Source organism: Cupriavidus sp. YR651, assembly GCF_900101625.1.
Taxonomy (GTDB): domain Bacteria; phylum Pseudomonadota; class Gammaproteobacteria; order Burkholderiales; family Burkholderiaceae; genus Cupriavidus.
Map to the genome: position 1 here is coordinate 1 of NZ_FMYZ01000001.1, position 23,793 is coordinate 23,793.

Here is a 23,793-nt window from a genome sequence, read left to right on the forward strand (position 1 = left end):
CGGTAGCGGTTCAGGTCCTGGACCGTATCAAACGTGCGCTCGAACAGCAGCGACATGTTGTGCAGGATCCGTTCGATCACCTTCTTTTCCCAGCCTTCGTCAAAGCGGATCTGCTCGTCGAGCCAGTGCTCGAGCCAGTCCGGGTCCGGCAGGCGCGACTGCACCGTGTCGCGGGGGAACAACGCCTTGTTCACGTGCAGGTTGGTCGGGTGCAGCGGCTTTTCCGTGCGGCGGGCCGATGCCATCAGCACGCCGATTTTGGCAAACGCCGCGCGTGCCGAGTCGCCAAACTGGGCCAGGTACTTCTTCATGTAGCGCAGGTACGCGCCGCCGTGGCGGGCTTCGTCCTGGGACAGCGTGCGGTAGATGTGCTTGATCACCGGTTCCGAGTGCCATTCGGCGGCGCGGCGATACCAGTGGTTCAGGCGGATCTCGCCGCAGAAATGCAGCATCAGCGTTTCCAGCGGCGGGGCCGGGTCGAACTCGAAGCGCACGGCGTGCAGCTCCTCCTCGGTCGGCACCAGGTCGGGGCGGAAGCGGCGCAGGTACTCCATCAGCACCAGCGAGTGCTTCTGTTCCTCGAAGAACCAGATGCTCATGAACGCCGAAAAGTCGGAATCGTGGCGGTTGTCGCGCAGGAACATCTCCGTGGCCGGCAGGGCGGACCATTCGGTGATGGCATTCATGCGGATGGTTTTCGCCTGGTCATCGGTCAGCAGACTGGCGTCGAAGGAATCCCATGGGATGTCCTTGTCCATGTGCCAGCGGACCGATTCCAACGATTTGAACAGTTCGGGGTAGAGCATGTCAGTCACTCGAAATGATGGATGGGGCGCATAACTACGATTATGAAAGTCGCAGTAAAGATAATCGATCCGGGATCGAAGCGCAATCCGCATGACGGAGCGACCAATGGGGCGCATGAGAGCGCCACCACGAAGCCGTCTCGACAAAAAAACTTGCGCACCTTAACTACGACTCATACAATCGTAGTTAAGACGTGCGACCACAGGCTGCCGTCGAGCTGATCAGGTCGCGACGCAACGATGGAGTTCGGCCTGCCACATGAGACCGAGAATAGATTCAGGAGCACGAAACATGTCGAAACGCATTCTTGTTATTGGCGCCGGCTTTGCCGGCATGTGGAGCGCGCTGGCTTCGGCCCGCCTGCTGGACGAAGTAGGGCGCACGGATGTGGAGATCGCGCTCGTCGCGCCGGCGCCAGAGCTGCACATCCGTCCCCGCCTGTACGAAAAGAACCCCGGCGGGATGAGGGCGCCGTTGCAAGAAATTTTTGAGGCAGTGGGTGTCAAGTTCATCCAGGGCGTCGTGGAGCGCATCGATGTGGAGCGCCACGAGGTGGAACTTGTGGGCGTGGGTGCCGATACGTCGCGCCGCAAGCTCGGCTATGACCGCCTGGTCCTTGCCAGCGGCAGCCGCCTGTTCCGGCCACAAATCCCGGGCCTCGAGCAACACGCATTCAATGTGGACCAGGTGGCAGATGCCGCGCGGCTCGAATCCCATATCTTCAGCCTGGCCAGCCGTCCCGAAAGCACGGCGCGCAACACGGTGGTGGTCGCCGGTGCCGGCTTCACTGGTATCGAGACCGCCGCGGAAATGCCTGCGCGTCTGCGCGAGGTATTCGGCAAGGACGCAGCCGTGAACGTGATCATGGTCGAGCGCAACGCCGACATTGGTCCCGATCTGGGTGCCGGCCCGCGACCGGTGATCACGCAGGCGCTGACGGAACTCGGTGTGACATGGAAGGTCGGCTCCGGCGTCGCGGCTGTCGATGCGACGGGCGTTACGCTCGAGAACGGGGAACGGATTGAGGCAAGCACCGTCATTTGGACCGCGGGCGCTCGCGCCAGCGCCCTGACGTCGCAGATTCCGGCGAAGCGCGATAACTTCGGGCGACTTCATGTCGATCGCCACCTGAAGGTGGAGGGCATCGATACGATCTACGCGACCGGCGACGTTGCCTATGCGGCCACCGACGACGAAGGGAATTACGCCGCGATGTCCTGCCAGCACGCCATGAACCTGGGGCGGTCAGCCGGGCACAATGTCGCAGCGGACCTTCTGGGGGAGGTGCTGATTCCCTACAGCCAGCCGAAATATGTGACCTGCCTGGATCTGGGCCCGTGGGGCGCCGTCTACACGGAAGGTTGGGATCGCCAGGTGAAACTCGCGGGTGCGGAAGCCAAGGCGCTGAAGACCCAGATCAATACCGAGTGGATCTATCCGCCAAGCGCAGATCGTGCTGAAGTGCTGGCGTCCGCCGATCCCCGACGCATCGTCGTGGCCTGACCGCGCAAGCCATAGTGAAAGAGGGCGATCCTGGTGGATCGCCCTCTTGCTTTGGGTTACCTACGCGAAGGACTCGCGTCGATGGAACGAATGAGGTTCAGGCACGCTTGCGGGTTTTTGCGGGCGCGGATTCCGTCTTGTCGCCGCGTCGGTTGGCTGCGCGATCGGTCAACCACTGAATCACATGCGGACCGTAGCTGGCAGGTGCCTTGTCGATGGTGCGCTGGGCCAGGTCAGCCAGCGTATGCTGCTTGAGTTCTGCACGCATGGCCTTTTCCGCGATCTGCATCACAGAGTGGATCGAGCACACACCGCGCGTCGCCCACGTCGGCGTACCGTGATCGAACACAGCGCAGCGGCCGCGGATCTCGCGGCAGTCGAACAAGGGCTTGTCGCCGTCGATGGCGACGACCACGTCGTGCACCGTGATGCGGTCGGCAGGGCGAGCCAGCTTGAACCCGCCCTTGATGCCTTCCGTCGCCACCACGAGTTCCGCCTTGGCCAACTTGGTGAACAGCTTGGCCAGGAAGTCGGTGGGAATACCCTGCAGTTCAGCTAGGTCACGAACACTGGCTTCTTCCACTGCGGCCTGTGAACGCGTCAGGTACAGCAGACAATGCAGCCCGTACTCAACTCCGGTGCTGATGTGTGACATGTTTAACTCAGACTATTGATATCGTAGTTGTAAGCCTATACAAGTCTGACGGGGACCGCAAGGTTTCAGGCGGCCAGGGCGCTTCGACAAGGCAAGAGCGCCACTTTCAATCGGCGAGCGCGTTGCGCGAGGTGCCGCAAGCAGGGTTGCGATCGACGGTGACGGACGTGGGTCTTCGTCAGTTCGATTCGTACCAACGCTGCGAGTGGTTGACCATGGCAACGGCGAGCAGCGAAGTCAGCGTAGCGGTCGCGGATGAGGCCGCGGACACGGGATTCGATGCCGGGAGGAAGTTGCCGATTGTCGCTGCGACCGCGTTTGCGGGAACCGAGCCCAGAGGGACCATCCTCGCGATAACGGAGCGCAAATCGCTCGACCCGGCGCCTCGACAGGCCAAGCCCCTCAGCCGCGCGCCGAACTCGGACATTTGAGCTTAGCCGCTACAAGCAGTGCCCGCATAATGATTATTATGTTAAACGAACGATAACAGTAGAACCACCACACGCCGTCACCACTCGTTTGCAATCGCTCCTCCCACCCCTTCGTCCAAACCAGCCCCGACTTCAGGCCTTGATCTCATTGGTAAGCGGCTCGCCGGATGCGAATTCGCTGGCGTTGCGCAACGTCGTCTGGCAGATCGTCGTCATGGCTTCCCGCGTGAAAAAGGCCTGGTGCCCGGTCACGATGACGTTGGGGAAAGACACCAGACGCTGCAGTACCTCGTCGGTAATGATGGTGCCGGATAGATCGCGGAAAAACAGGTCTGCCTCCTGCTCGTACACGTCGAGGGCCAGCCCGCCCAGTTGGCCGCTCTTCAGTGCCTCGATCGCGGCCTCTGTGTCGACCAGGCCGCCTCGGCTGGTGTTGACCAGCAATGCGCCGCGCTTTGCGCGCGCCAGCGAATCGGCATTGATGATGTGATACGTCTGCGGCGTTAGCGGACAGTGAAGGGAGATAATATCGGCGCTGGTGCCGATTTCGCCGGGAACCGCATAGCGAGCCCCCAGGGCCTCGAATTCTGGCGACGGAAATGCGTCGTAGCCGATGACTTCGCATCCGAAGCCGACCATGATCCTGGCAAATACACGGCCGATCTTGCCGGTGCCGACCACGGCGACGGTCTTCCCGCAGAAATCGAATCCCATCAGCCCGTCGAGAGAGAAATTGAAGTCGCGGGTACGGTTATAGGCCCGATGAATCTTGCGATTGACCGCCAGCAGCAGCGCGACCGCATGCTCGGCAACCGCGTTGGGCGAGTAATTGACAACGCGTACTACCTTCGTGCCAAGGCGCTCCGCGGCTTTCAGGTCGACGTTGTTGAATCCGGTGCAGCGCAGCGCCACCAGGTTCGTGCCGCCACGTTTGAGCGCTTCGAGCACCGCGGCGTCTGCCTTGTCGTTGACGAAGATACAGACTGCGTCATGGCCTGCGGCAAGGCCGACGGTTTCTGCATCCAGCAGGTCATCGAAGTACCTGAGCTGATGCCCTTCTGCGACGTTGGCGGCATCGAGATACTCGCGGTCGTAGGGCTTGGCGCTGAATACGGCAATTTTCATGGCATGTCTCCCGGAAAGATGGAGGATGGCTCTTCCGAATATCCTGGCCGTCCGGCGCGGCTATCCGCCAGCCAATGCCACGGCGATCTGCGCAAACAGGATTTTTGCAATCGTCATCGAAGGAAAAATCATTGCATAGCCGAGATCCGGCTGGTCCGTCGGGGCAACACGATTGCCGAATGCCAGGATCGCCGGATTTCCCGTCGCGCCGGAGATAACGCCGACGGTGGTGTCGAACGGCAACTTAAAGACCCACAGGCAACACAACGCAGTTATCAGCACCAGCGCCAGCAGGATGACAACGCCATAAAGCAGGAACGAGGCGCCAGTCACGCTGATGGTGGCAAAGAACTTCGGCCCGGAGGCGATTCCGACTTGCGCAAGGAAAATGGTCAGGCCGAAATTGCGCAGGACCAGGTTGGCCGACAGGGGCATGGTCCAGACGAACGGCCCGGATCGGCGGATCTTGCCGAGATAGAGCGCCACCAGCAGTAGCGCGGCCAGCCCAAGGGTCAGCTTGCCGGTTCCCGGAATTGGCAACGGGATCATGCCGGCCAATAGCCCCAAGGCCGCGCCGATGCCGATCGAGATAAAACTCAGCTCGGCAGTCCCCTTGATGGAATCGCCGAAAAGTTTGCGCATCGCCTTTACGTGGGCGCGATTCACCAGCAGACCCACGCGGTCACCAAACTCCAGGATTTGCCCCGGGCCGGGCAGCATGTCCGCATCGCCCCTGCGTAATTGGACAATCGAGCATTCAACGCCCTCGGGAAATCGGACATCTCCCAGCGCCAGCCCGACCACCGCACGGCTCGACGCGAATACGCGGATATAGTCGAGATCTTCCCGGTGGCTGCTGATTCGTCCCGGTTGCAACTCTCCGATCAGCGTCTCCGCTTCCCGGAGCAATGCGGGGTCCGTCGCGGTAGCCAGCAGCACATCGTCTGCCTGCAGGATAAGGTCATCGGCGGGCAACTGGTTATGGTGTTCGCGGCGCAGCGCGGCAATGGCCACGCCTGCCGGCAGGCGCGTCTTCAGTTCGGACATCCGCTGCCCAATGACGTCACGGTTCCTCAGGCAGATTTCAGCCATCTCGATGGCCCTCTCCTGCGGGGCCTCGATTTTTGCGTTGAGCACTGCGCCGAGGATATAGAGGAATAGAATCGGACCGGCAACCCCGAAGGGATAGGCCACGCTGTAGCCAACCGCGGCGCCGTCGCCATGCATGGCCGCGATGATCGCCTGCAAGGTCGCAGTGCTGGTTCCCGAACCGGCAAACATCCCTAGCGATTCATCGAGCTTGACGCCGAATAGCGGGATTAGCGCCAGGGAAACGAAGCCGGCACCCACGACACCCAGCGCTGCGGCGGCGTTGGCCTTGAGCCCTTTGGCACTGGTCAGGCCTGCAAAAAACTGGCCGCCGTACTGGATACCAATGCCATAGAGAAACAGCAGCAGGCCGAGCGTGCCGACCAGTGCTGGTGGCCCCGCCTTGGGTGCGAATCCCCCGATCGCCAATCCGACAAACAATACGGCTCCCGATCCGAGCGAGACCCCTTTTATGCTGAGTTCGCCGACGATATAGCCGAGGGAAACGGTAAGGAACAGCGTGAACAACGGCTGGGCTTCGAGCAACGCCTTGACTGCATCCATACCCGGCTCCTTCTGATCGGAAAGGAGGATGCGCGCATCGACGCGCATCCGGCTCAACCCAGGTTATTGCGCCCGCCCGGCCTGCTCAATCGGATGAGCCTTGCTCGAAAGGCTTCCATCTTCCGGAGCCACCTGCATCCATCACGCCTCTCCTGATCAACTACGGGATTATCTGGAGTTCCGCTTTTCCCGAACGATTAACAAGTCGGGCATCGTTGGCCGATCTGGCGCGGGGGTGATCCGAGAGCCCTACCCTTGGCTCCTACTGCTAGGAGAGTAGACGAAATACCCGGAGCGTCAAATGACGCGCGAGTATCGTGAAAGCCCGGATATACCCCGCCCGCCCGCAACGACGACGCGCCAGCCCGCGGTCAGGACCAAAGTCCAATATCCCCGCCCTGCCAGCCGCCCTACCCTGAGGCAATACGAACGAACATCAACGTGAACGCGTCTCCCTGATTGTTACGTCCGGACCCGATCCCTGGTTGGATCGGCACTCACGGAGGATGCGACCATGACCGAGGAACACGGCAGCGCCGATCAGGCCCCCAGCCAGGGGGAACCGTCGCGCTGGCGTACGATCTTCCCTCCCGCGCAATGGCTGGCCACTTATCAGCCACAGTGGCTGGCGCATGACGTCGTGGCCGGTGTGACACTGGCCGCCTACGGCATTCCCGTGTCGCTCGCCTACGCGTTGCTCGCCGGCCTGCCACCACAAAGCGGCATCTACTGCTATCTGGCTGGTGGCATTTTCTACGCCCTGTTCGGGTCGTCACGCCAGCTTGCGATCGGCCCCACCTCGGCGATATCGATGCTTGTCGGCGCCACGGTGGCGGGCATGGCGGACGGCGATCCCGCGCGATGGGCATCCATCGCGGCGCTGACGGCGATGCTCGTTGCCGGTATGTGCCTGCTGGCGTGGCTGCTGCGATTGAGCTCGCTCGTCAACTTCATCAGCGAAACCATATTGCTCGGCTTCAAGGCTGGCGCGGCGCTGACCATCGCCCTGACGCAGTTGCCCAAGCTGTTCGGGGTCAAGGGGGGCGGCGAATTCTTCTTTGAGCGTGTCGGCATACTGATCGGCCAGATACCGCATACCAACCTCGCCGTATTCACGTTTGGCGTTGCCGCGCTCGTGGTGCTTCTGCTGGGGGAAAAATTCCTGCCAGGGCGTCCGGTTGCGCTGTTCGTGGTGGTGATCTCCATCGTCGTGATGTCCGTCACGCCGCTGGGTCAATCCGGCTTCAGCGTCGTCGGCGCATTGCCACAAGGCTTGCCCGAGTACCACATTCCCGGGCTGCGCGCGCGCGACGTGGATGGCGTTGTTGCCCTGGCGTTCGCGTGCCTGCTGCTGTCTTATGTCGAGAGTGTCTCCGCGGCGCGCGCGCTGGCGCAGGCGAACGGCTACGAGGTCGATCCGCGTCAGGAATTCCTCGGACTGGGGGCGGCAAACCTGGCCGCAGGTCTTTTTCAGGGCTACCCCGTCGCCGGCGGACTGTCCCAGTCCTCTGTGAATGACAAGGCCGGCGCCAGGACGCCGCTTGCGCTGGTGTTCGCTTCGATCACAATCGGTCTCTGCCTGATGTTCCTGACTGGCTTGCTGGCCAATCTGCCGAACGTGGTTCTCGCGGCCATCGTGCTGGTTGCGGTCAAGGGATTGATCAACATCCCGGAACTGCGCCACGTTTGGCGCGTAAGCCGTTTCGAGTTCGTCGTATCGATGGCGGCGTTCGTTGCCGTGCTGCTGCTCGGCATTCTCAAGGGCGTGATCGTGGCGGTGCTGGTCTCGATGCTGTTGCTCATTCGCCGCGCCGCGCACCCGCACGTGGCCTTTCTCGGCCGGGTCCCCGGCACCCGCCTCTACTCCGACATCGAGCGCAGCCCCGACAATGAGTCCGTTCCCGGCGTACTGATATTCCGTGTCGAGGCGTCGCTGCTTTACTTCAATACCGAGCACGTGCGCGCCGCGGTCAGGCAGCGAACCCGCGAAATCACCAGGCCGATCGCGCTGGTGATTTGCGATCTGTCCAACTCGCCTATTGTCGATCTAGCGGGCGCTCGCATGCTGGCGACGCTGCACGCAGATCTGAAGATCCATCAGATCGATCTGCGCGTGGTGGCCGCGCACGCGACCGTACGGGACATGCTGCGCGCCAATCAGTTGGAAAAGCTCGTTGGCGACTTCGAACACCGCGCTTCCGTGGCCGATATGATCGACGAGTATCTGGGCAGCCCTGACAAGGGCGTCCCGAAGGAAAGCGGGCCGCAGTCGGTCTGAAAGACCCGGCTCGGCCGCGTGGATTGCACAGGCTACGGAAGGCTGCTTGTCGAGCCCTCCTCCATCAGATGCAACGTGACCACCCGCAAGGTGGCGTCGTCGGGGCATTGCGTGTCGGCGAAACCGAGCCTGTGAGCCAGACCCCGCATCGAGCTGTTCGAGGCAAGCACGTAACCCTCCATGGTCCGATACCCCCGCGCCCGGGCAGCACCGATCAGCACCTGCAACAGGCTTCGCGCGAGCCCGATTCCGTGCCAGTCATCGCCGACCGTCACGCCAAACTCGCAGATATCGCTACCAGCCGCCGCTGCGTAGCGAGCGCTGCCGACAATGCGCTCTGCCTCGGCGTCCCCAGTGACCGCAACCAGCGCGAACGCACGATCCGGCGCCGGATGCGTCGCCGACTCAAGCATCGCCTCCGGAAGATCGCGCATGGACGCCATGAAACGCGTATATCGGGAATCCGCGGAAAGCCGATGGAAGGCCGCCTGCAGCGCGGCCTTGTCCTCCGCCTGGATATTGCGCAGCACGACCTGCCTTCCATCGCGCAAAGTCACGCGGGCCGGCAAGTCGTCGGCGTCGGCAAATGGGTCGTTCGGCATGGTGGCCTCCCTTGTGCAGCGACGGGGCATCGGGCGATCAGGGCAGCCCGGATGCGATCCTGGGATCGGAGGACGACAGTCCGTCAGCACCGTTCCTGGATGTATCGGTAAGGATAGACCGGCTGCCGGTAACCACCCGCCTTCGGCTGCTCCGGCAGCTTCACCTTCTTGCCAGGCATCCGAACCTGTCACACGGGCTGATCTCCCAATTCAAGGCCTGTTTTTCTCCGACCCTTTTCCCGCATCACCACATATACGCTGGCCAACGCACCGAAAATGCTGGTTGCAATGCCCAGATACCAGATCCCCAGGAATTCCGTCTCATAACTTCCGCCAGAAACAGAAAATTTCACCGCCATAAAACCGCTGACGGACAAGGCCATGGCCCCGGCGAACTGCCCCACTGTGTTGATAATACCCATCGTAAAGCCCGCCGAGCGAACCGACCAGATTTCCGCTGCCGATGCGCTGATCAATGGGAAGATATTGATTGCAACGCCGCTGACAAAGGACAACACCATCAACAGGAACGGCGTCGGGATGCGGAGAGTAAACAGGAAGAACAGCGCTGCAATCATCAGCAAACCTATGCCGATGACGACTGAGCGCGGGATATTGCGCTTGAGCAGCCGATCCGAGATTTTTCCGACGACCGGCGTACCGAATACACGACCCAGGACATAAAGCGTTGCCATGAAGCCGCCGGCAATGATGGCCGACTCTTTCGACATCCCCTCTTGCTGGATATAGAAATCGGTCGCATAGAGCGGTAGCCATCCGGGGACCAGACGCGTCGCCACCATATAACATGACCAGACGATGGACATGATCCACAAAGCGGGGTCTTTCGCGATTTTGCGAACGCCTGCTTTATAGTCTTCCGAATCGTCTGATTTGGTTTTATCTTCTTCCGCTTGTATGGAGGGTAGGTCGATATCGGTGGGAGAAGATTTCAGCATCAAGGCGCTGGATATGGCGATGATAAGAATCACGATTCCCATTGCAGCCGTGGAGCCTCTCCAGCCATCCAGTCCGAAGATCCCTCCTTGCGCCATGACCACGGCCAGGATCGGTATCAACAGGAAGGTCAACGCCTCACCCAGACCTCCGCCGACTCCCGAGTACATTTCCATGGCGAAGCCACGTTCTTTCAGGCCGAACCATTTCGCCAACACTGAAGTAATGGGTACATAGCCTGCGGCCGCGACAACGCCCATCAGTGCGCGCCATATGATTGCCTGAGTAAACGTCGCGCTCAATGCGAATCCCATCAGGAAGAAGGCCAGGATGGCAATGCCGATGGGAATCACGCGGCGCCCGCCGAACATGTCAGTTGCAACGCCCCAGGGAATTTGAGCTACCGCATACGAATAAAAGAAAGCCGATCCCAACAAACCGAGCTCCGGCTTGCCGATATTCAGATCAGTCATCAGGTATTTGGTGATGCTGGCATAGTTCCAGCGGACCAGCTGCGACGTACAGTACACCAACATGCAAGTCAAAAGAATTATCCAGCGATAAGACGCCTTGCCTCGCCAAAAACTCATGATTTTGTCCTTCGTGTCATGCTCACTACATTACGGGCGCAAAAAGAATTGTCTTTTTATATGATCTTCGTTACGCCACGTGCACTATGCAAGCCGATGCGGCAAGCGAAGCGCCTGCAGAAGGAACGATCTTTTGACTCATATTGCTTGCCGTGCTTCCAGCGGTGCAATATCGATAATTATCGTTTTGTGCGATATTCGAGCAAATATGCTGCCGTACCGTTTCGGGTTGACGGAAGTCATTCGTCAAACATAGGGGGATTTCTAATTAGAGAAATAACGATGGCATCGACCGCTCGCCGCGCCATTGATCGCGCGGCGCGACGCTTCGACATGCAGGTGGCGGCACAAGCGTGGGAGCTGAAAGTGGATGCACGCCGAGCTGTGCTCGACGTGCCAATTTACGGATGAGTGGTCAGGGTCGCCCGGATGCGACCCTGGGATCGACGGACGATTGTCGTCAGTAGCGTTCCGGGATGTACCGGTAAGGATAGTCCGGCTGCCGGTAGCCGCCCGCCTTCTGCCGCTCCGGTAGCTTCACCTTCTTGCGAGGCATGTGCTCGTAGGGAATTCTGTCCAGAAAATCACGAATGATGTTGAGGCGGGCCCGGCGTTTGTTGTTCGAGTTGACCACGGACCACGGCGCATAGTCGGTGTCGGACGCGGTGAACATGTCGTCGCGCGCACGCGAATAGTCATACCAGCGGCTGTAGGACTTCAGGTCCATGTCGGTCAGCTTCCAGATCTTGCGGCCATCGTTGATGCGGGATTCAAGGCGCCGCGTCTGCTCTTCCGCGCTGACTTCCAGCCAGTATTTGATCAGGATGATGCCGGACCCGACGATGGCTCTCTCCACCAGCGGCACCGCATGCAGGAAGGACTCGGCCTGATCCTCCGTGCAGAAGCCCATGACCCGCTCCACGCCGGCGCGGTTGTACCAGCTGCGATCAAAGATGACCACTTCGCCGGCCGCGGGGAGGTGTGGCAGGTAACGCTGCACATACATCTGCGTCTTCTCGCGATTGGTCGGTGCCGGCAAGGCAACCACCCGGAAGACGCGCGGACTCACGCGTTCGGTGATGGCCTTGATGGCGCCGCCCTTGCCCGCGCCATCGCGCCCTTCAAAGACGATGCAGATCTTGCAACCGGTTGCGATCACCCATTCCTGGAGCGCCACCAGTTCCGCATGCAGGCGGGAGAGCTCCTCTTCATATGACTTCCTGCTCAGCTTCTGGTCGTCATCGGGCTGCGCAGTGGACTCCACGACCAATTCCGCTTCCGCGCCACGCTTCTTGGCTTTTGCCATGCTTTTTCTCCCACGGTGCCACCAGCACGCTGCAATGGATTGCGTAGCGTAGTCCCACTGGCCGAGTCAGTCCTTGATCAACCTCTTCTGCCAGTCCCCTTCCTTCTGCTGGCAGTACCAGCCTGTCCAGCGTTCGGATTTCCCGGTTTGCCTGAGATCGCTGCGAATCTTGCGGCAACGGTCGCCCTTGTCGGTCTTGGTCTTCAACGGCGTGAACGTGCCCTCGGTGGCCTTCCCGCCCGCAGTGGCCGGCAGGCTGAAGGGCACGCTGCGGCCATCTTCGGTATCGGAGAGCGTGGAATTGAACGTTTGCTTCAGTGCCGCGAACTGTTCCTTGTTCAGGGTGCCGATGATGGTGCCGTTCAGGAAGTGATCGAAGTATGCAAACGCAGGCCAGGCCAGGGCGGCCAGCACGGTGGCGCATCCCAGGCGTTTCATGCAGATGGATGACATGGCCGACTCCTACGAATATTGCCGGTGCCCTCCCCGTTTCACTAATTGAATCGTTCCGCGAGCACCAGCGCGTTGATCTGATGGCCCTTCCAGAACATGCCGTGAATGCGCGGTGCCAGCTTCCGCAGGGTCTCCGGATCCAGCGCATGAAACGTCAGCGTCGCGGCAGGCCGCGTGCCATCGCCTTCCGCACGCTCGATCTCGTCGAATGCCGGCAGGCCATACTTCAGGAGGAATTCCCGGATGTCCTCGTCCGTGGCCCCGGGATCAATGTTTGAGAGCATCAGCAAAGCCATGATTGATCTCCGCTACCTGTCAATCAGCGATCGCGTGTGCCTGGCGATCATCAGTTCGTCGCGGGCTGGATGATCCACAGTCTGGATCACACCCGTGGTTGCGGCCTCGACCGCACTTTTCTGGGAGCCAGTCATGCCGCAGGCATGGGCACCACCTTGCGGGACGCGTGGGCTCCTTCCAAGGGTGTATCCCGGGGCAGGTGATGACAATTGGACCAAAGTCCAACCCGTCGGCAACGCCAGCCGCAACATCGTGTCGCCGGACGCATTCCGGTAAAACGGTCAGGTCGACGCGCGCTCCACGATTCGGAATCCCACGTCGATCACCGGCTGCGCAATGGCTTCCCCACGGCACCTGTCCAGCAACAGCCGTGCCGCGAGCGTGCCGATGGACGCACCGTCAACCTGCACGGTGGTCAGGGACGGATCCGTATGCGCGGCAAAATCCGCATCGCCAAATCCGCAAATGGCAAGATCCTCGGGAATACGCAGGCCCCGCGCGCGCGCTTCCACCATGACGCCCTGCGCAAGCTGGTCGGAGCTGCAGAAGATCGCTTCGATGTGCGGGTCCTTTGCCAGCAGGTCGGCCAGCGCCTGCCGCCCCAGCGCCAGGCTGCTCGGTGCCGGCACCACCGCCGTCGGCACGTCATGGCCCACCGTCGTGAGAAATCCCTCGCGACGCACCGAAGCACGCTGATCGTCGCCGGTGGCAATCCCCAGCCGCCGCCATCCCTTGCCCAGGAAAAATCCTGCGACGGCGCTGCCCACTTTCACATGCGAGAAGCCCACCGCCATGTCGACGGGTCGATCGCTCAGGTCCCAGGTTTCCACCACCGGAATGCCGGACCGGCGCAGGCGGTCGCGCGATACCTGCGAATGGATCAGCCCCGTGACGACGATGCCGTCCGGACGGCGGCTGATCATCGTGCCGAGCAGCGCCTCCTCGCGCGCGTGGTCATAGCCGGTCTGCCCCAGGATCAACTGATAGCCGGCGGCGTCCAGCGCGTCCGTCAGCGCCTTGACCGTCGGCAGAAACTGCGCGACGGCGATATTCGGCACGAGTGCAGCCACCATCAGGCTCTTGCGCGATTTCAGACCACCGGCCAGGAGATTCGGAATGTAGCCCGTCGCCTCCACGGCCAGGCGGACGCGCGCGATAGTCTTCTCGGACACCATCCCCGGGTTGCTGATCGCGCGGGATGCAGTGATCAACGAGACGCCCGCCTCGCGCGCCACGTCATGCAGCGTCACGGATTTCGGTGCATTGGTATCAGTCATGCCGGTTCGGACTCAGGGTAAATCTCTAGGGATGCAGGCCATCGCAGCGGTTGACCGGCGAAAATGACAACGTTAGCATTCACCCATTCCACCGAGGTCCGGACCGGGCCATCACGGTGAAATGACAGCCCTCCTCCCGCCAAAACAGCCCGGGGTATGGGGTGGACCGGATTATATCAGCGCTTTTCGCCTCGACATGACAACGTTGTCATATGCAACGCTGTCGGCAGCAGGGATCGGGGTGATTGGCCTGCACGCATCGCAACGACCATGACGACATCCTCACCCCAGCCCGCCGCCGACACGATTGCGTGGGTTCGACTCTCCTCCTGCTACCTGCCGCTGGCCACGCCGATCAGCGACGCGAAAGTCCTGACGGGGCGCCAGAAGCCCATGACCGAGGTGGCGATCCTGTTTGCGGAGATTCGCACCGCGAACGGCCACGAGGGCCTGGGCTTCAGCTATTCCAAGCGCGCCGGCGGACCCGGCCAGTTCGCGCACGCCAGCGAGATCGCCCCCACGCTGATTGGCGAGGACCCGAATGACATCGCGCGGCTGTGGGACAAGCTTTGCTGGGCCGGGGCCTCGGTCGGACGCAGCGGCCTGTCGACGCAGGCGATTGGCGCCTTCGACGTTGCGCTCTGGGATCTCAAGGCCAAGCGCGCCGGCCTGTCGCTGGCCAAGCTTCTCGGCGCGCACCGTGATTCCGTTCGCTGCTACAACACCTCGGGCGGATTCCTGCATACCCCGCTGGACCAGTTGCTGGTGAACGCCGCGATCTCGGTGGAACGAGGCATCGGCGGCATCAAGCTGAAAGTCGGCCAGCCGGACCGCGCGATCGACATCCAGCGCGTCGCCGCCGTGCGCGAACATCTTGGGGACGCGGTACCGCTGATGGTGGATGCCAATCAGCAATGGGATCGCCCGACCGCGCAGCGCATGTGCCGCACCTTCGAGTCGTTCAACCTGGTCTGGATCGAAGAGCCGCTCGACGCCTACGACCACGAGGGGCACGCCGCCCTGGCGACGCAGTTCGACACGCCGATTGCCACCGGGGAAATGCTGACCAGCGCCGCCGAGCACTGGGACCTGATTCGCCATCGCGCGGCCGACTACCTGATGCCCGATGCGCCGCGCGTCGGCGGCATCACACCGTTTCTCAAGGTGGCCACCCTCGCGGACCATGCCGGTCTGATGATCGCGCCGCACTTTGCGATGGAACTGCACGTCCACCTGGCTGCCGCCTACCCGCGTGAGCCGTGGGTCGAGCATTTCGACTGGCTTGAGCCGCTGTTCAACGAGCGCCTCGAGATCCGCAACGGGCGCATCACCGTGCCCACCTTGCCCGGCCTGGGCGTCACGATCAGCGAGCAGGCCCGCGCCTGGACCCGCCACCGCGCGGAGTTCGGCACGCAGCCTTAAACCTGGGCCAAGGGACCGCATCTCACTACAAATCGCCCGCACGGGCACATACAAAAACCAGGAGACAACCGATGAAGAAGCTGATGGCATCCCTGCTGCTCGGCGCAGCGATGACGGCCGCCCAGGCCGCGTGGCCCGAAAAGCCCGTTACCCTGATCGTTCCCTTCCCCGCCGGCGGATCGACCGATAACGTCGCGCGGATCCTGAGCGCCAAGTTCCAGTCGCAGTTTGGCGGCAGCTTCGTCATCGACAACCGTCCGGGCGCAGCCGGCATGATCGGCGCCACCACGGCCAAACGCGCGCCGGCCGACGGCTACACGCTATTCGTCTCGTCGCTGGGCCCGTTCGTTATCGGGCCGCATCTTGTGAAGAGCCCCGGCTACGATCCGCTGAAGGACTTTGACTACATCAGCGTCGCGGTGCAGGCGCCGAATGTGCTGGCGGTGCCGGCCAATTCCCCCTACAAGACGCTGCAGGACGTCATCGCCTTCGCCAAGGCGAACCCCAACAAGATGACGTTCGCTTCCGCCGGCAACGGCACGAGCGATCACCTCACGGCCGCGCTGTTCTGGCAGCAGACCGGCACCACCGGCATCCACGTGCCATACAAGGGTGGCGCGCCCGCGATGAATGACCTGATCGGCGGGCAGGTCGACGCCACGTTCATGAATATCAACACCGCCGTGCCGCATATCCGCGCTGGCAAGCTGCGCGCGCTGGCGATCACCAGCACCAAGCGCTCGCCGATCCTGTCGGACGTGCCGACGATGGAAGAGTCCGGCGTCAAGGGCGTGACGGTATATTCGTGGCAGGCCATCGCCGCGCCGAAGGGGCTGCCGCCGGAGCTCAAGGCGAAGCTGCACACGGCCGTGGTCGCCGCGCTCAACGATCCGTCGGTGAAGCCCAAGCTGCTTGACGTCGGCTTTGAAATCGTCGCCAGCACACCCGAGCAGTTCACGGCGTTCCAGGCGTCGGAGTATGCGCGCTGGAAGAAGGTCATCGAGGTCGGAAACATCACGGCCGACTGAACCCCCACGCCGGCCTGCCGGCGTGAATCGCTACACGTGTTTCCGTTTTCGGGTCCGAGCCTGTGTAGGCCGCTGACGCGCCGGGCCAGCACGATCGTGCCCGGCTGAGGATTGAGGTTTCACAGGAGTGACCAGGGGGGCGACGCCCCCCTGCTACTTCGCTGCAATCGTCGGCAAGTCGCTACGGGAGTAGCAAATCCCGGCGAGAAATACGCCGAGATGCGCGCTGCCTTCCTTGCTGCCAGCGGCGCGCGCCTGTTGCGCACTCGCCGCGAACTCCGTCAGGGCGATCAACCCCGGACTGATGGGATTGCCGCTTGCAACCAGCGCGCTCTTTGCCGACACGCCGCGTGCCTGCATGTCGGCGGCGGCCAGCAAGGCAACGCCCGCGTAGGCGCCGCAAGACACGTATCGCTCCTGGCTGAAGACCACCGGCGGCGTCGCCGGCGTGGCGGCAGGCTTGGCGGGCGCCGCACAGGCAAGCATCGGCATGGCAGCGGCGATGCCTGCCAGCATTTTTGTGAGCGTCATCGTTCCTCCCGGTTTCCCGTGTATCCGCCCAGGATCGGCTGGTATGTCCGCCGTGGGTTGGCCATGGATTGGCCCCTGCATCGGACGGTTAACGGCCACTTTCCCTGAAGCTTGATACGAGGCGGTTTGCGCGCCGGCGATGGGAAGGATCAGTCAGGGCCCCAACAGGTTGCCAACCCGGAAGGCCCGCGCGCCGGATACGCGGCCAATCTGGTCGCCCGGTTTTACCATGCGCACGTCGCGGCCCATATAGAAGATGCCCTCGGACTTGCTGGACATCGTCGTGCGCGCGCCCGTGATCGGATCGACGATATCGAACAGCGCCTGGCCCGGCCTGACCACACCACCCACCTCGGTCCGATACACCAGCATGCCGGCCACCGGCGCCACCAGTTGCTCGCTGCCGGCCAGCGGCGTGGCCGGCCAGCGCAATGCGGGCAGCGGCGGAGCCTTGCCCTCGATCACGCCGATGTGCGTGAGGTAGTCGAGCAGCGCCTGCGTGTCCTGCTGGGCCAGCGGGTCTGACACGTCACGCTGGCCGCGATGCTCCACGGTGACGGCGATGCTGCCCGACAGGATCGGATACCGTTCGCCGAAGGTCTGCTGGAGCTGATACCACGTGTAGCTGTGGGCTTCATCGAAGGAATTCGCGCCGGAATCCAGCGCGAGCAAGCTGGCCGTCGCGCCCAGATAGCGCGCCAGCGGCTCCACCTCGCGCCAGATGGCATCGCCCGTATAGAGGTGCATCGCCGCCTCGCGCGAGCAATGCAGGTCGAGCACGTAGTCGGCATCGTGCGCCAGCAGCATCAGCGTCTGCTGCAGCGACGCGAACGCCGAGGCCGGCACGCGGGCGAGTAGCGCCTCGCGCCAGGCCGCACGGATCACGCGCAGGTTTTCCTGCGCATCGGACGTGAGCTTGTCGGCGATGCCCGCAGCGATCTGGCTGGCAAGCATCGGGAAGTCACGGTTGAAATTCTTGCCGCTTGCCAGCTCGAACCGCCCCACGAAGTTGCCAAGCACGCCCTGGGCGAGCCCGATGGGGTTGGCCGCCGACACCACCACCACTTCCGCGCGCAGGCGCCCTTCGGCTTCCAGCAGCGCCAGGCGCTCCTGGAGCGTGACGGCCACCAGCATCGCGGGAATCTCGTCCGCATGCAGGCCGGCCTGGACATAGACCTTGCGGCCGGACGCGGCATCGCCGAAATGATGGCTGACAATCTGGAAAGCGACGCCCGGCGAGGGTGACTTCAGGGGATGGATCTGGCTTTTCATGGAGAGGCTGGAGAAAGGGTCACGATCGTGTCATGACGATCAGTGGACGGGGTGGACAGGCGCGGCCGCGCGCACCGATGCCTGGGGCGTGGCGAGCGACAACTGCGAAAACAGGTTCTTCGGATCGTCCAGCGCCGGAATCAGCGCCGTACGGTCACCAATCCGGAGCGCCTCGGCCTGATCCCGCAGGTACCGCAGCGCGGAGAAATCCTCCAGCGCGAAGCCGACCGAATCGAACACCGTGATCTCGCCGGCATCGCGACGGCCCGGCACCTGGCCCGCGAGCACGCGCCAGAACTCGGTTACGGCGAAGTCCGCAGGCATCTGCTGTACGTCGCCTTCGATACGGCTTTGCGGCTCGTATTCGACGAAAACGCTGGCGCGGCGCAGGACATCGGGATGCAGCTCGGTCTTGCCCGGGCAATCGCCGCCCACGGCATTCAGGTGCATGCCGGGCTCGAGCATCTCCGGCGTGATGATCGTGGCGTAGGCCTTGTCGGCAGTCACCGTGGTGACGATGTCCGCGCCGCGCACGGCCTCGGCCGTACTCGCGCACACGCGGAATTCGAGCCCGGGCACATCGGCGAGATTGCGGCGCAGCTTGGCGGTGGCGGCCGGATCGACGTCGTAGGCCTGGATGCGGCGGATGCCGAGCAAGTGATAGAACGCCAGCGCCTGGAATTCGCTCTGGGCACCATTGCCGACCAGCGCCATCGTGGTGGCATCGGCCCGCGCCAGCCGGCGTGCCGCCATGACGGACGTGGCCGCCGTGCGCAGCGCCGTGGTCAGCGTCAGTTCGCTCAGCAGCAGCGGCATGCCCGTCTCCACCGAGGCCAGCACGCCGAACGCCATGACGGTAGGCAGGCCGATGCGGGTGTTGCCCGGATGCCCGTTCACATACTTGAAGCTGTAGAGGCTGGCGTCGGCCGTCGGCATCAGCTCGATCACGCCCACCGGCGAATGGCTGGCCGAACGCGCGGACTTGTCGAATTCCTGCCAGCGGCGAAAGTCATCCTCGATATAGCCGGCCATGCCGCGCAGCGCATGCGCGATCCCGCGCGAGGCGATGATGCGGGAAACATCGAGGGTGGAAAGAAACTGTGTCATCGGCGGCTCCGGTGATGAGGGTCTGGAAAGTTGCGGACCATTCTCACCGCCGTCTCACTCAAATTGAAGTGGTTATTGTGTGAACAAAATACTATCATCGCGTCAAACTGCGCACAATAACTTTCATTTCGACACATGGACGACTTCGACCACAAACTGCTGGGGCTGCTGCGCGCCGATGCGCGGGCGAGCGTTGCCCTGCTGGCGCATCGCCTCGGCGTCGCGCGCACCACCATCACCAATCGGATGGCTCGCCTGGAAAAAGAGGGGGTTATCGTCGGCTACACGGTGCAACTGCGCCCGGAGGCACAGCGCGACGGGATCGCCGCATGGATGAGTATTGCCGTGGAGGGAAACCAGGCGCGGGAGGTCATCGCCAGATTGCTTGGCGAGCCCGGCGTGGCGGCATTGCATGACACCAACGGGCGTTGGGATTTGCTGGCGGAGGTGCACGCCGCCACGCTGGACGGGCTGGCCTCCGTCCTGGAGCGCGTGCGGCTGATTCGCGGCATCAGCGCGACGGAGACCAGCATCCATCTGACCAGCTACAAGCTGTCCTGAGGGCATCGCGCGCTACGCGCGCCGATGCCCGCTGGCCCGTCGTCAGACGCCACCCTCGGCGGACGTCGGCGCCTGCTGGCCGGACTCGCCCGGGGCCGGGCTCCGCAAGCGGCTGGCCACGTCGAGGTGCCGACGCATCAGCTCCGCCGCGCCCTCGCGATTGCCCGACTCCAGCGCCGCGAGGATACCCAGATGCTCGTGGCAGCTGACTTCCATGCGTTCCCGGCCGTGCTTCCAGTCATAGTTCGACAGCCGCCGCATGCGGTTCAGGCGGCGGATCGCGTCCACATAGAAGCGGTTACCGGACGCGATCGCCAGCCCCTCGTGAAATGCCGCGTTGGTCTCGAAAAACGCCACCGCGGATGCCTCCGTCCACGGCTGCGTCAGGAACGCCGAGTGTTGAATCCGCATATGCGCGGCCCACTCCGGCGCAAGCTGGAAGGTCGGCTCCAGGATCGCCGCGGGCTCGATTACCAGGCGGAACCGATAGCTCTCGACACGCGCCTCGCTGTACCAGACCGCATCCTGGAATTTCCAGCGATATCCAAGCCGCCGCTCGACAATGCCCAGATCCGCAAGTCGCACGAGTGCCTGCTTGATCGTGGCACGCGTCTCGCCGTAGGTCTCCATCAGGTCGCGCTCGGACACCTCATCGGCCAGCGCCCGGCGCTGCCGGTCGTGGGCGATGCGCGTCAGCAACTGGTCTTCTTCGGCGGGCGCCGTGTCATCGGGGTCCGACACCGGAGGCGGCAACAGCAGCGCCACGCCCTTGTTGCGGCGGCGCTCCACATACCCCTGCGCCTCCAGCTCATCCAGCGCTGCCCGGATCGGCGTGCGCGACACTCCCAGTGACTCCGCAAGCTTCTGCTCGTTGAGACGATCGCCGGCTGCCAATGCCTCGCTGCGGATCCATTGGGCAATACGATCCCGCAGCGCCAGGCGCGGGCGACCCACCGACTCGTTCGGAATAGTCATTGATTTTTTTGTGTTGCCAAAATACACTGAGAATTATACGCAACCGCCAGACACACGCCTGACTCACAGCCGTAGTACCAAATTCATGACCAGCCAACAATCCTTTCCCACGACTGCCCCGGAATTGCCGTTGATCGAAGTCAGCGGTGCGCCGCGCGAGCGCGGCCGCCAGTATGGCGAGCAAGCCGCGCCCTGGATCAAGCGCGGCATCGCACACTACTCGCGCCAGCTGGAAACCAGCAAGCTTAGCTGGAAAGAACTCCAGAAGATCGTGGCGACGTTCGAGCCGACGATCGCCGCGTTCGATCCGACCTATATCGACGAAATGCATGGTATCGCCGAAGGCGCCGGCGTCGAGTACGCGGCCGTGGTGATGCTCAATGCGCGCACCGAGGTGCTCAAGCTGGCTGACCGCATGCGCCAGCAGCAGCCCGTGCCGATCGATCCGGATGGCTGCACAGGCGTGATCGCGCTGCCCGAGGCCACCGCCAGCGGCCGCGTCATCCACGCCCAGAACTGGGACTGGAAAGCGGAATGCGCCGAATCGTCGGTGGTGCTCAAGGTGCATCGCGAGGATGGTCCCGACTACCTGACCTTCACCGAAGCCGGCGCCCTGGCACGCTCCGGGATGAATGCCGCGGGCATCTCGATCACGGCCAACTATCTGGAATGCGAGCGCGACTACCGTACGCTCGGCGTACCGCTCGCCCTCATCCGCCGCAAGGTCCTCGAACAGGAGCGCCTCGCCTTTGCCATGCAGGCGGTCTATGTCACGGCAAAATCGGCGGCCAACAATATCATGGTGGCCCACGCCGGTGGCGTCGGCATCGACTTCGAATGCGCGCCCGACGAGACCTTCCAGTTGCTGGCCGAGCAAGGCGTCATCGTGCATGCCAACCACTGGAAAAGCCCGGTGGCACTTGGCAAGCTCCGTGAACTGGGCATCCAGAAGATGCCGGATTCCCTGTACCGTGACGAGCGCGTGCGCCAGCTCGTGCTTCCGCATGCGGGCCAGATCACGGTGGACACCATCAAGAACGCCCTGTTCGACGACTTCGAGACGCCGTGGTCCGTCTGCCGTCCGCCGCGCCCGAACTCGAGCAACAACCTGTCCGCCACCGTTGCCATGATCGTGATGGAACCCGAACAAGGCGTCATGGAGGTCTCGATGCTGCCGGCCCTGTTCCCCACGTTCAGCACCTTCCGCCTCGATATGGAGATCGCGCGGCCAAAGTCCGCCGGAGCTGGCGCCCGCCGCGCGGTGGCGGCCTGACGCCGGGGAGGAGCGCGATGGAGACACGGGATACCACGACAACAATGAAGACAATAACCAGCGCCCTCGCCACGGCGGCATCGATCGCCTTGGTGGCTGCCGCCACGCCGGCCCAGGCCCAGCCAACGCAAGACACATTGCGCGTGCGCCTGAACGCCGACATCCGATCGACAGACCCCGGCGTCAATCGCGACGTGAACACCGATGCCGTGGTGGCCCACGTCCTCGAAGGGCTGGTGGCATTCCGGGAAGACACCTCGGTAGGTCCGCTGCTGGCGCAATCGGTAACGATGTCGCCGGACGGGCTCACCTACACGTTCACGCTGCGCCCTGGCCTGAAGTTCCAGAACGGCGCGCCGGTCACGGCCGACGACGTCGTCTATGACTGGAACCGCTACATGACGCCCGCCAACAACTGGCGCTGCCTCTCCGAATTCGACGGCCGCGGGCTGGCCAAGGTGAACGCGGTGGAGGCGAAGAATCCGGCCACGGTCGTCTTCACGCTCGACAAACCGTCCGCGCTGTTCCTGAAAACCCTCGCGCGGCCCGATTGCGGCGGCACGGGGATCTACCATCGCAGCTCCGTCGGCCCCGACGGCAAGTGGCGCGAACCCGTTGGCACCGGCCCCTACCGGATTACCGACTGGAAACGCGGCCAGTACATCGAACTGGTGCGCAACCCCCACTACCAGGCATTGCCCGGCACGCGGGATGGCAACACGGGCAACAAGACGCCGGAGATCGCGAAGATCCGGTTCCTGGTCATCCCCGATCCCTCCTCCGCCAAGGCGGCACTGCTGTCCGGCAATATCGACGTGATTCCGGACGTCGAGGACAACGACCTGCCCGATTACCGTGCGCGCAAGGACGTGCTGCTGGACAGCACGCCGACGATGAGCCAGAACGGCCTGCTGTTCCAGACCCGCGACCCGGCGCTCAAGGATCCTCGCATCCGCCGCGCCATCGCGCTGACGCTGGATGTGCCCGAGCTTGTCGATGCCATCACCAACGGGGGATCGACGCCGAGCCGATCCGTCATTCCCCGCCCGAGTCCGTTCTACGGCAAGCCACAGGCGGCCATGCCCGGCCGTGACATCGCGGCCGCCCGCAAGCTGCTGGCCGAAGCCGGCTATCGCGGCCAGACCATCAAGATCCTGACCACCAAGCGCTACAACTCGCTCTTCGATATCGCCGTGCTCACGCAGGCGATGGCGGCAGAAGCCGGGTTGCGGATCGACGTGGAGGTCCTCGACTGGGCCACGCTGCTTGATCGCTACAACCGCGGCGACTACCAGGCGATGGCGTTCAGCTACTCGGCCCGGCTGGACCCGTCGCTGTCGTACGACATGATCGTTGGCCCCAAGGACAAGCAGCCGCGCAAGGTATGGGAGGCCCCCGATGCCATCCGACTGCTCGCGGACAGCATGACGGAGACGGACCCGGCACGCCGCCAGGCCGTGTTCGACACGCTGGAAGCGCGCCTGCGCGAAGACGTGCCCGCCATCTTCATCTACTCGGAAACGCGCACCAGCGCCGCGCGCAACTACGTGAAGAACTTCACCGGCTGGCCACTGGGGCAGCCGCGCGCGTGGAATGTCACCTTTGCCGCCCCGGCGGCAGCCCCGTCGGCCTCGGCCAGGCTGCCAGCCACCGCAAGCGCCGCCAGGTAAGCCCTCTTCGGACCGATCCC

22 protein-coding genes and 1 pseudogene are annotated in these 23,793 nt (G+C 63.1%); 8 read left to right on the forward strand and 15 right to left on the reverse strand.

Annotation, left to right across the window (positions count from 1 at the left end; translation table 11 throughout):
* On the reverse strand, positions 1-806 hold an 806-nt coding region (locus BLR29_RS00005), incomplete at its 3' end, for a ferritin family protein (protein WP_092133568.1).
* Positions 807-1,098: 292 nt separating this feature from the next.
* Between BLR29_RS00005 and BLR29_RS00010 the strand changes: the two genes are divergently transcribed.
* The gene (locus BLR29_RS00010) at positions 1,099-2,310 is read left to right on the forward strand and encodes an NAD(P)/FAD-dependent oxidoreductase (RefSeq protein WP_092133570.1); all 1,212 of its coding nucleotides are present in this window, start codon (positions 1,099-1,101) and stop codon (positions 2,308-2,310) included.
* A gap of 97 nt (positions 2,311-2,407) precedes the next feature.
* Here the strand turns inward: BLR29_RS00010 and BLR29_RS00015 are convergent, their stop codons facing one another.
* The 4 genes and pseudogenes from BLR29_RS00015 to BLR29_RS00030 all read right to left on the reverse strand — a co-directional run bounded on the left by BLR29_RS00015 (position 2,408) and on the right by BLR29_RS00030 (position 6,174).
* The gene (locus BLR29_RS00015) at positions 2,408-2,965 is read right to left on the reverse strand and encodes an RrF2 family transcriptional regulator (protein WP_092133572.1); all 558 of its coding nucleotides are present in this window, start codon (positions 2,963-2,965) and stop codon (positions 2,408-2,410) included.
* 65 nt (positions 2,966-3,030) lie between these two features.
* Positions 3,031-3,378 (reverse strand): annotated as a pseudogene (locus BLR29_RS33180) (ISNCY family transposase); the annotation flags it as partial.
* Between the two features lie 150 nt (positions 3,379-3,528).
* A complete protein-coding gene (locus tag BLR29_RS00025) occupies positions 3,529-4,521 on the reverse strand; it encodes a 2-hydroxyacid dehydrogenase (protein WP_092133574.1) in 993 nt (330 codons plus the stop codon).
* A 60-nt stretch (positions 4,522-4,581) separates the two neighbouring features.
* Positions 4,582-6,174 carry an aspartate:alanine exchanger family transporter gene (locus tag BLR29_RS00030; protein WP_092135334.1) on the reverse strand — a complete coding sequence of 531 codons (1,593 nt, stop codon included), beginning with the start codon at positions 6,172-6,174 and terminating at the stop codon, positions 4,582-4,584.
* 514 nt (positions 6,175-6,688) lie between these two features.
* Here BLR29_RS00030 and BLR29_RS00035 point away from each other — a divergent pair.
* Positions 6,689-8,452, forward strand: a complete 1,764-nt coding sequence (locus BLR29_RS00035) for a SulP family inorganic anion transporter (RefSeq protein WP_092133576.1) — start codon at positions 6,689-6,691, stop codon at positions 8,450-8,452.
* Between the two features lie 32 nt (positions 8,453-8,484).
* On the opposite strand, the gene BLR29_RS00040 is transcribed toward BLR29_RS00035, so the two are convergent.
* On the reverse strand, positions 8,485-9,054 hold the full coding sequence (locus tag BLR29_RS00040; RefSeq protein WP_092133578.1) for a GNAT family N-acetyltransferase: 570 nt from the start codon (positions 9,052-9,054) through the stop codon (positions 8,485-8,487).
* Between the two features lie 188 nt (positions 9,055-9,242).
* Positions 9,243-10,601, reverse strand: coding sequence for an MFS transporter (locus BLR29_RS00045; protein WP_092133580.1), 1,359 nt, complete (start codon positions 10,599-10,601; stop codon positions 9,243-9,245).
* A gap of 282 nt (positions 10,602-10,883) precedes the next feature.
* Between BLR29_RS00045 and BLR29_RS32735 the strand changes: the two genes are divergently transcribed.
* Positions 10,884-11,012, forward strand: a complete 129-nt coding sequence (locus tag BLR29_RS32735) for a hypothetical protein (RefSeq protein ID WP_255371051.1) — start codon at positions 10,884-10,886, stop codon at positions 11,010-11,012.
* 49 nt (positions 11,013-11,061) lie between these two features.
* Here the strand turns inward: BLR29_RS32735 and ppk2 are convergent, their stop codons facing one another.
* The 4 genes from ppk2 to BLR29_RS00065 form a co-directional block, all read right to left on the reverse strand.
* On the reverse strand, positions 11,062-11,907 hold the full coding sequence (ppk2, locus tag BLR29_RS00050; RefSeq protein ID WP_092133582.1) for a polyphosphate kinase 2: 846 nt from the start codon (positions 11,905-11,907) through the stop codon (positions 11,062-11,064).
* Positions 11,908-11,973: 66 nt separating this feature from the next.
* Positions 11,974-12,360: a hypothetical protein gene (locus tag BLR29_RS00055; RefSeq protein WP_092133584.1), complete on the reverse strand. Its 387-nt coding sequence runs from the start codon at positions 12,358-12,360 to the stop codon at positions 11,974-11,976.
* 41 nt (positions 12,361-12,401) lie between these two features.
* Positions 12,402-12,656 (reverse strand): RNA-binding protein, encoded by a 255-nt coding sequence (locus BLR29_RS00060; protein WP_092133586.1) that lies wholly within the window; start codon positions 12,654-12,656, stop codon positions 12,402-12,404.
* 282 nt (positions 12,657-12,938) lie between these two features.
* On the reverse strand, positions 12,939-13,934 hold the full coding sequence (locus BLR29_RS00065) for a LacI family DNA-binding transcriptional regulator (protein ID WP_092133588.1): 996 nt from the start codon (positions 13,932-13,934) through the stop codon (positions 12,939-12,941).
* A 270-nt stretch (positions 13,935-14,204) separates the two neighbouring features.
* On the opposite strand from BLR29_RS00065, the gene BLR29_RS00070 reads away from it, so the two are divergent.
* Together BLR29_RS00070 and BLR29_RS00075 are read left to right on the forward strand one after the other, a co-directional pair.
* Positions 14,205-15,356, forward strand: coding sequence for an L-talarate/galactarate dehydratase (locus tag BLR29_RS00070; RefSeq protein ID WP_092133590.1), 1,152 nt, complete (start codon positions 14,205-14,207; stop codon positions 15,354-15,356).
* Between the two features lie 71 nt (positions 15,357-15,427).
* Positions 15,428-16,384 (forward strand): Bug family tripartite tricarboxylate transporter substrate binding protein, encoded by a 957-nt coding sequence (locus BLR29_RS00075; RefSeq protein ID WP_092133592.1) that lies wholly within the window; start codon positions 15,428-15,430, stop codon positions 16,382-16,384.
* A gap of 153 nt (positions 16,385-16,537) precedes the next feature.
* Here the strand turns inward: BLR29_RS00075 and BLR29_RS00080 are convergent, their stop codons facing one another.
* The 3 genes from BLR29_RS00080 to BLR29_RS00090 all read right to left on the reverse strand — a co-directional run bounded on the left by BLR29_RS00080 (position 16,538) and on the right by BLR29_RS00090 (position 19,294).
* Positions 16,538-16,915, reverse strand: a complete 378-nt coding sequence (locus BLR29_RS00080) for a hypothetical protein (protein WP_143018401.1) — start codon at positions 16,913-16,915, stop codon at positions 16,538-16,540.
* 153 nt (positions 16,916-17,068) lie between these two features.
* Positions 17,069-18,187 carry a succinylglutamate desuccinylase/aspartoacylase family protein gene (locus BLR29_RS00085; RefSeq protein ID WP_092133596.1) on the reverse strand — a complete coding sequence of 373 codons (1,119 nt, stop codon included), beginning with the start codon at positions 18,185-18,187 and terminating at the stop codon, positions 17,069-17,071.
* A 39-nt stretch (positions 18,188-18,226) separates the two neighbouring features.
* Positions 18,227-19,294: an ornithine cyclodeaminase gene (locus BLR29_RS00090; protein ID WP_092133598.1), complete on the reverse strand. Its 1,068-nt coding sequence runs from the start codon at positions 19,292-19,294 to the stop codon at positions 18,227-18,229.
* Between the two features lie 135 nt (positions 19,295-19,429).
* Here BLR29_RS00090 and BLR29_RS00095 point away from each other — a divergent pair, with 135 nt between their 5' ends.
* Positions 19,430-19,855 (forward strand): Lrp/AsnC family transcriptional regulator, encoded by a 426-nt coding sequence (locus BLR29_RS00095; protein WP_092133600.1) that lies wholly within the window; start codon positions 19,430-19,432, stop codon positions 19,853-19,855.
* Between the two features lie 42 nt (positions 19,856-19,897).
* On the opposite strand, the gene BLR29_RS00100 is transcribed toward BLR29_RS00095, so the two are convergent.
* Positions 19,898-20,830 carry a GntR family transcriptional regulator gene (locus BLR29_RS00100; RefSeq protein WP_092133602.1) on the reverse strand — a complete coding sequence of 311 codons (933 nt, stop codon included), beginning with the start codon at positions 20,828-20,830 and terminating at the stop codon, positions 19,898-19,900.
* 85 nt (positions 20,831-20,915) lie between these two features.
* Here BLR29_RS00100 and BLR29_RS00105 point away from each other — a divergent pair, with 85 nt between their 5' ends.
* Both BLR29_RS00105 and BLR29_RS00110 read left to right on the forward strand, forming a co-directional pair.
* Positions 20,916-22,103 carry a C45 family autoproteolytic acyltransferase/hydolase gene (locus BLR29_RS00105; RefSeq protein ID WP_092133604.1) on the forward strand — a complete coding sequence of 396 codons (1,188 nt, stop codon included), beginning with the start codon at positions 20,916-20,918 and terminating at the stop codon, positions 22,101-22,103.
* Positions 22,104-22,147: 44 nt separating this feature from the next.
* Positions 22,148-23,773, forward strand: a complete 1,626-nt coding sequence (locus BLR29_RS00110) for an ABC transporter substrate-binding protein (RefSeq protein ID WP_092133606.1) — start codon at positions 22,148-22,150, stop codon at positions 23,771-23,773.
* Positions 23,774-23,793: the final 20 nt, after the last annotated feature.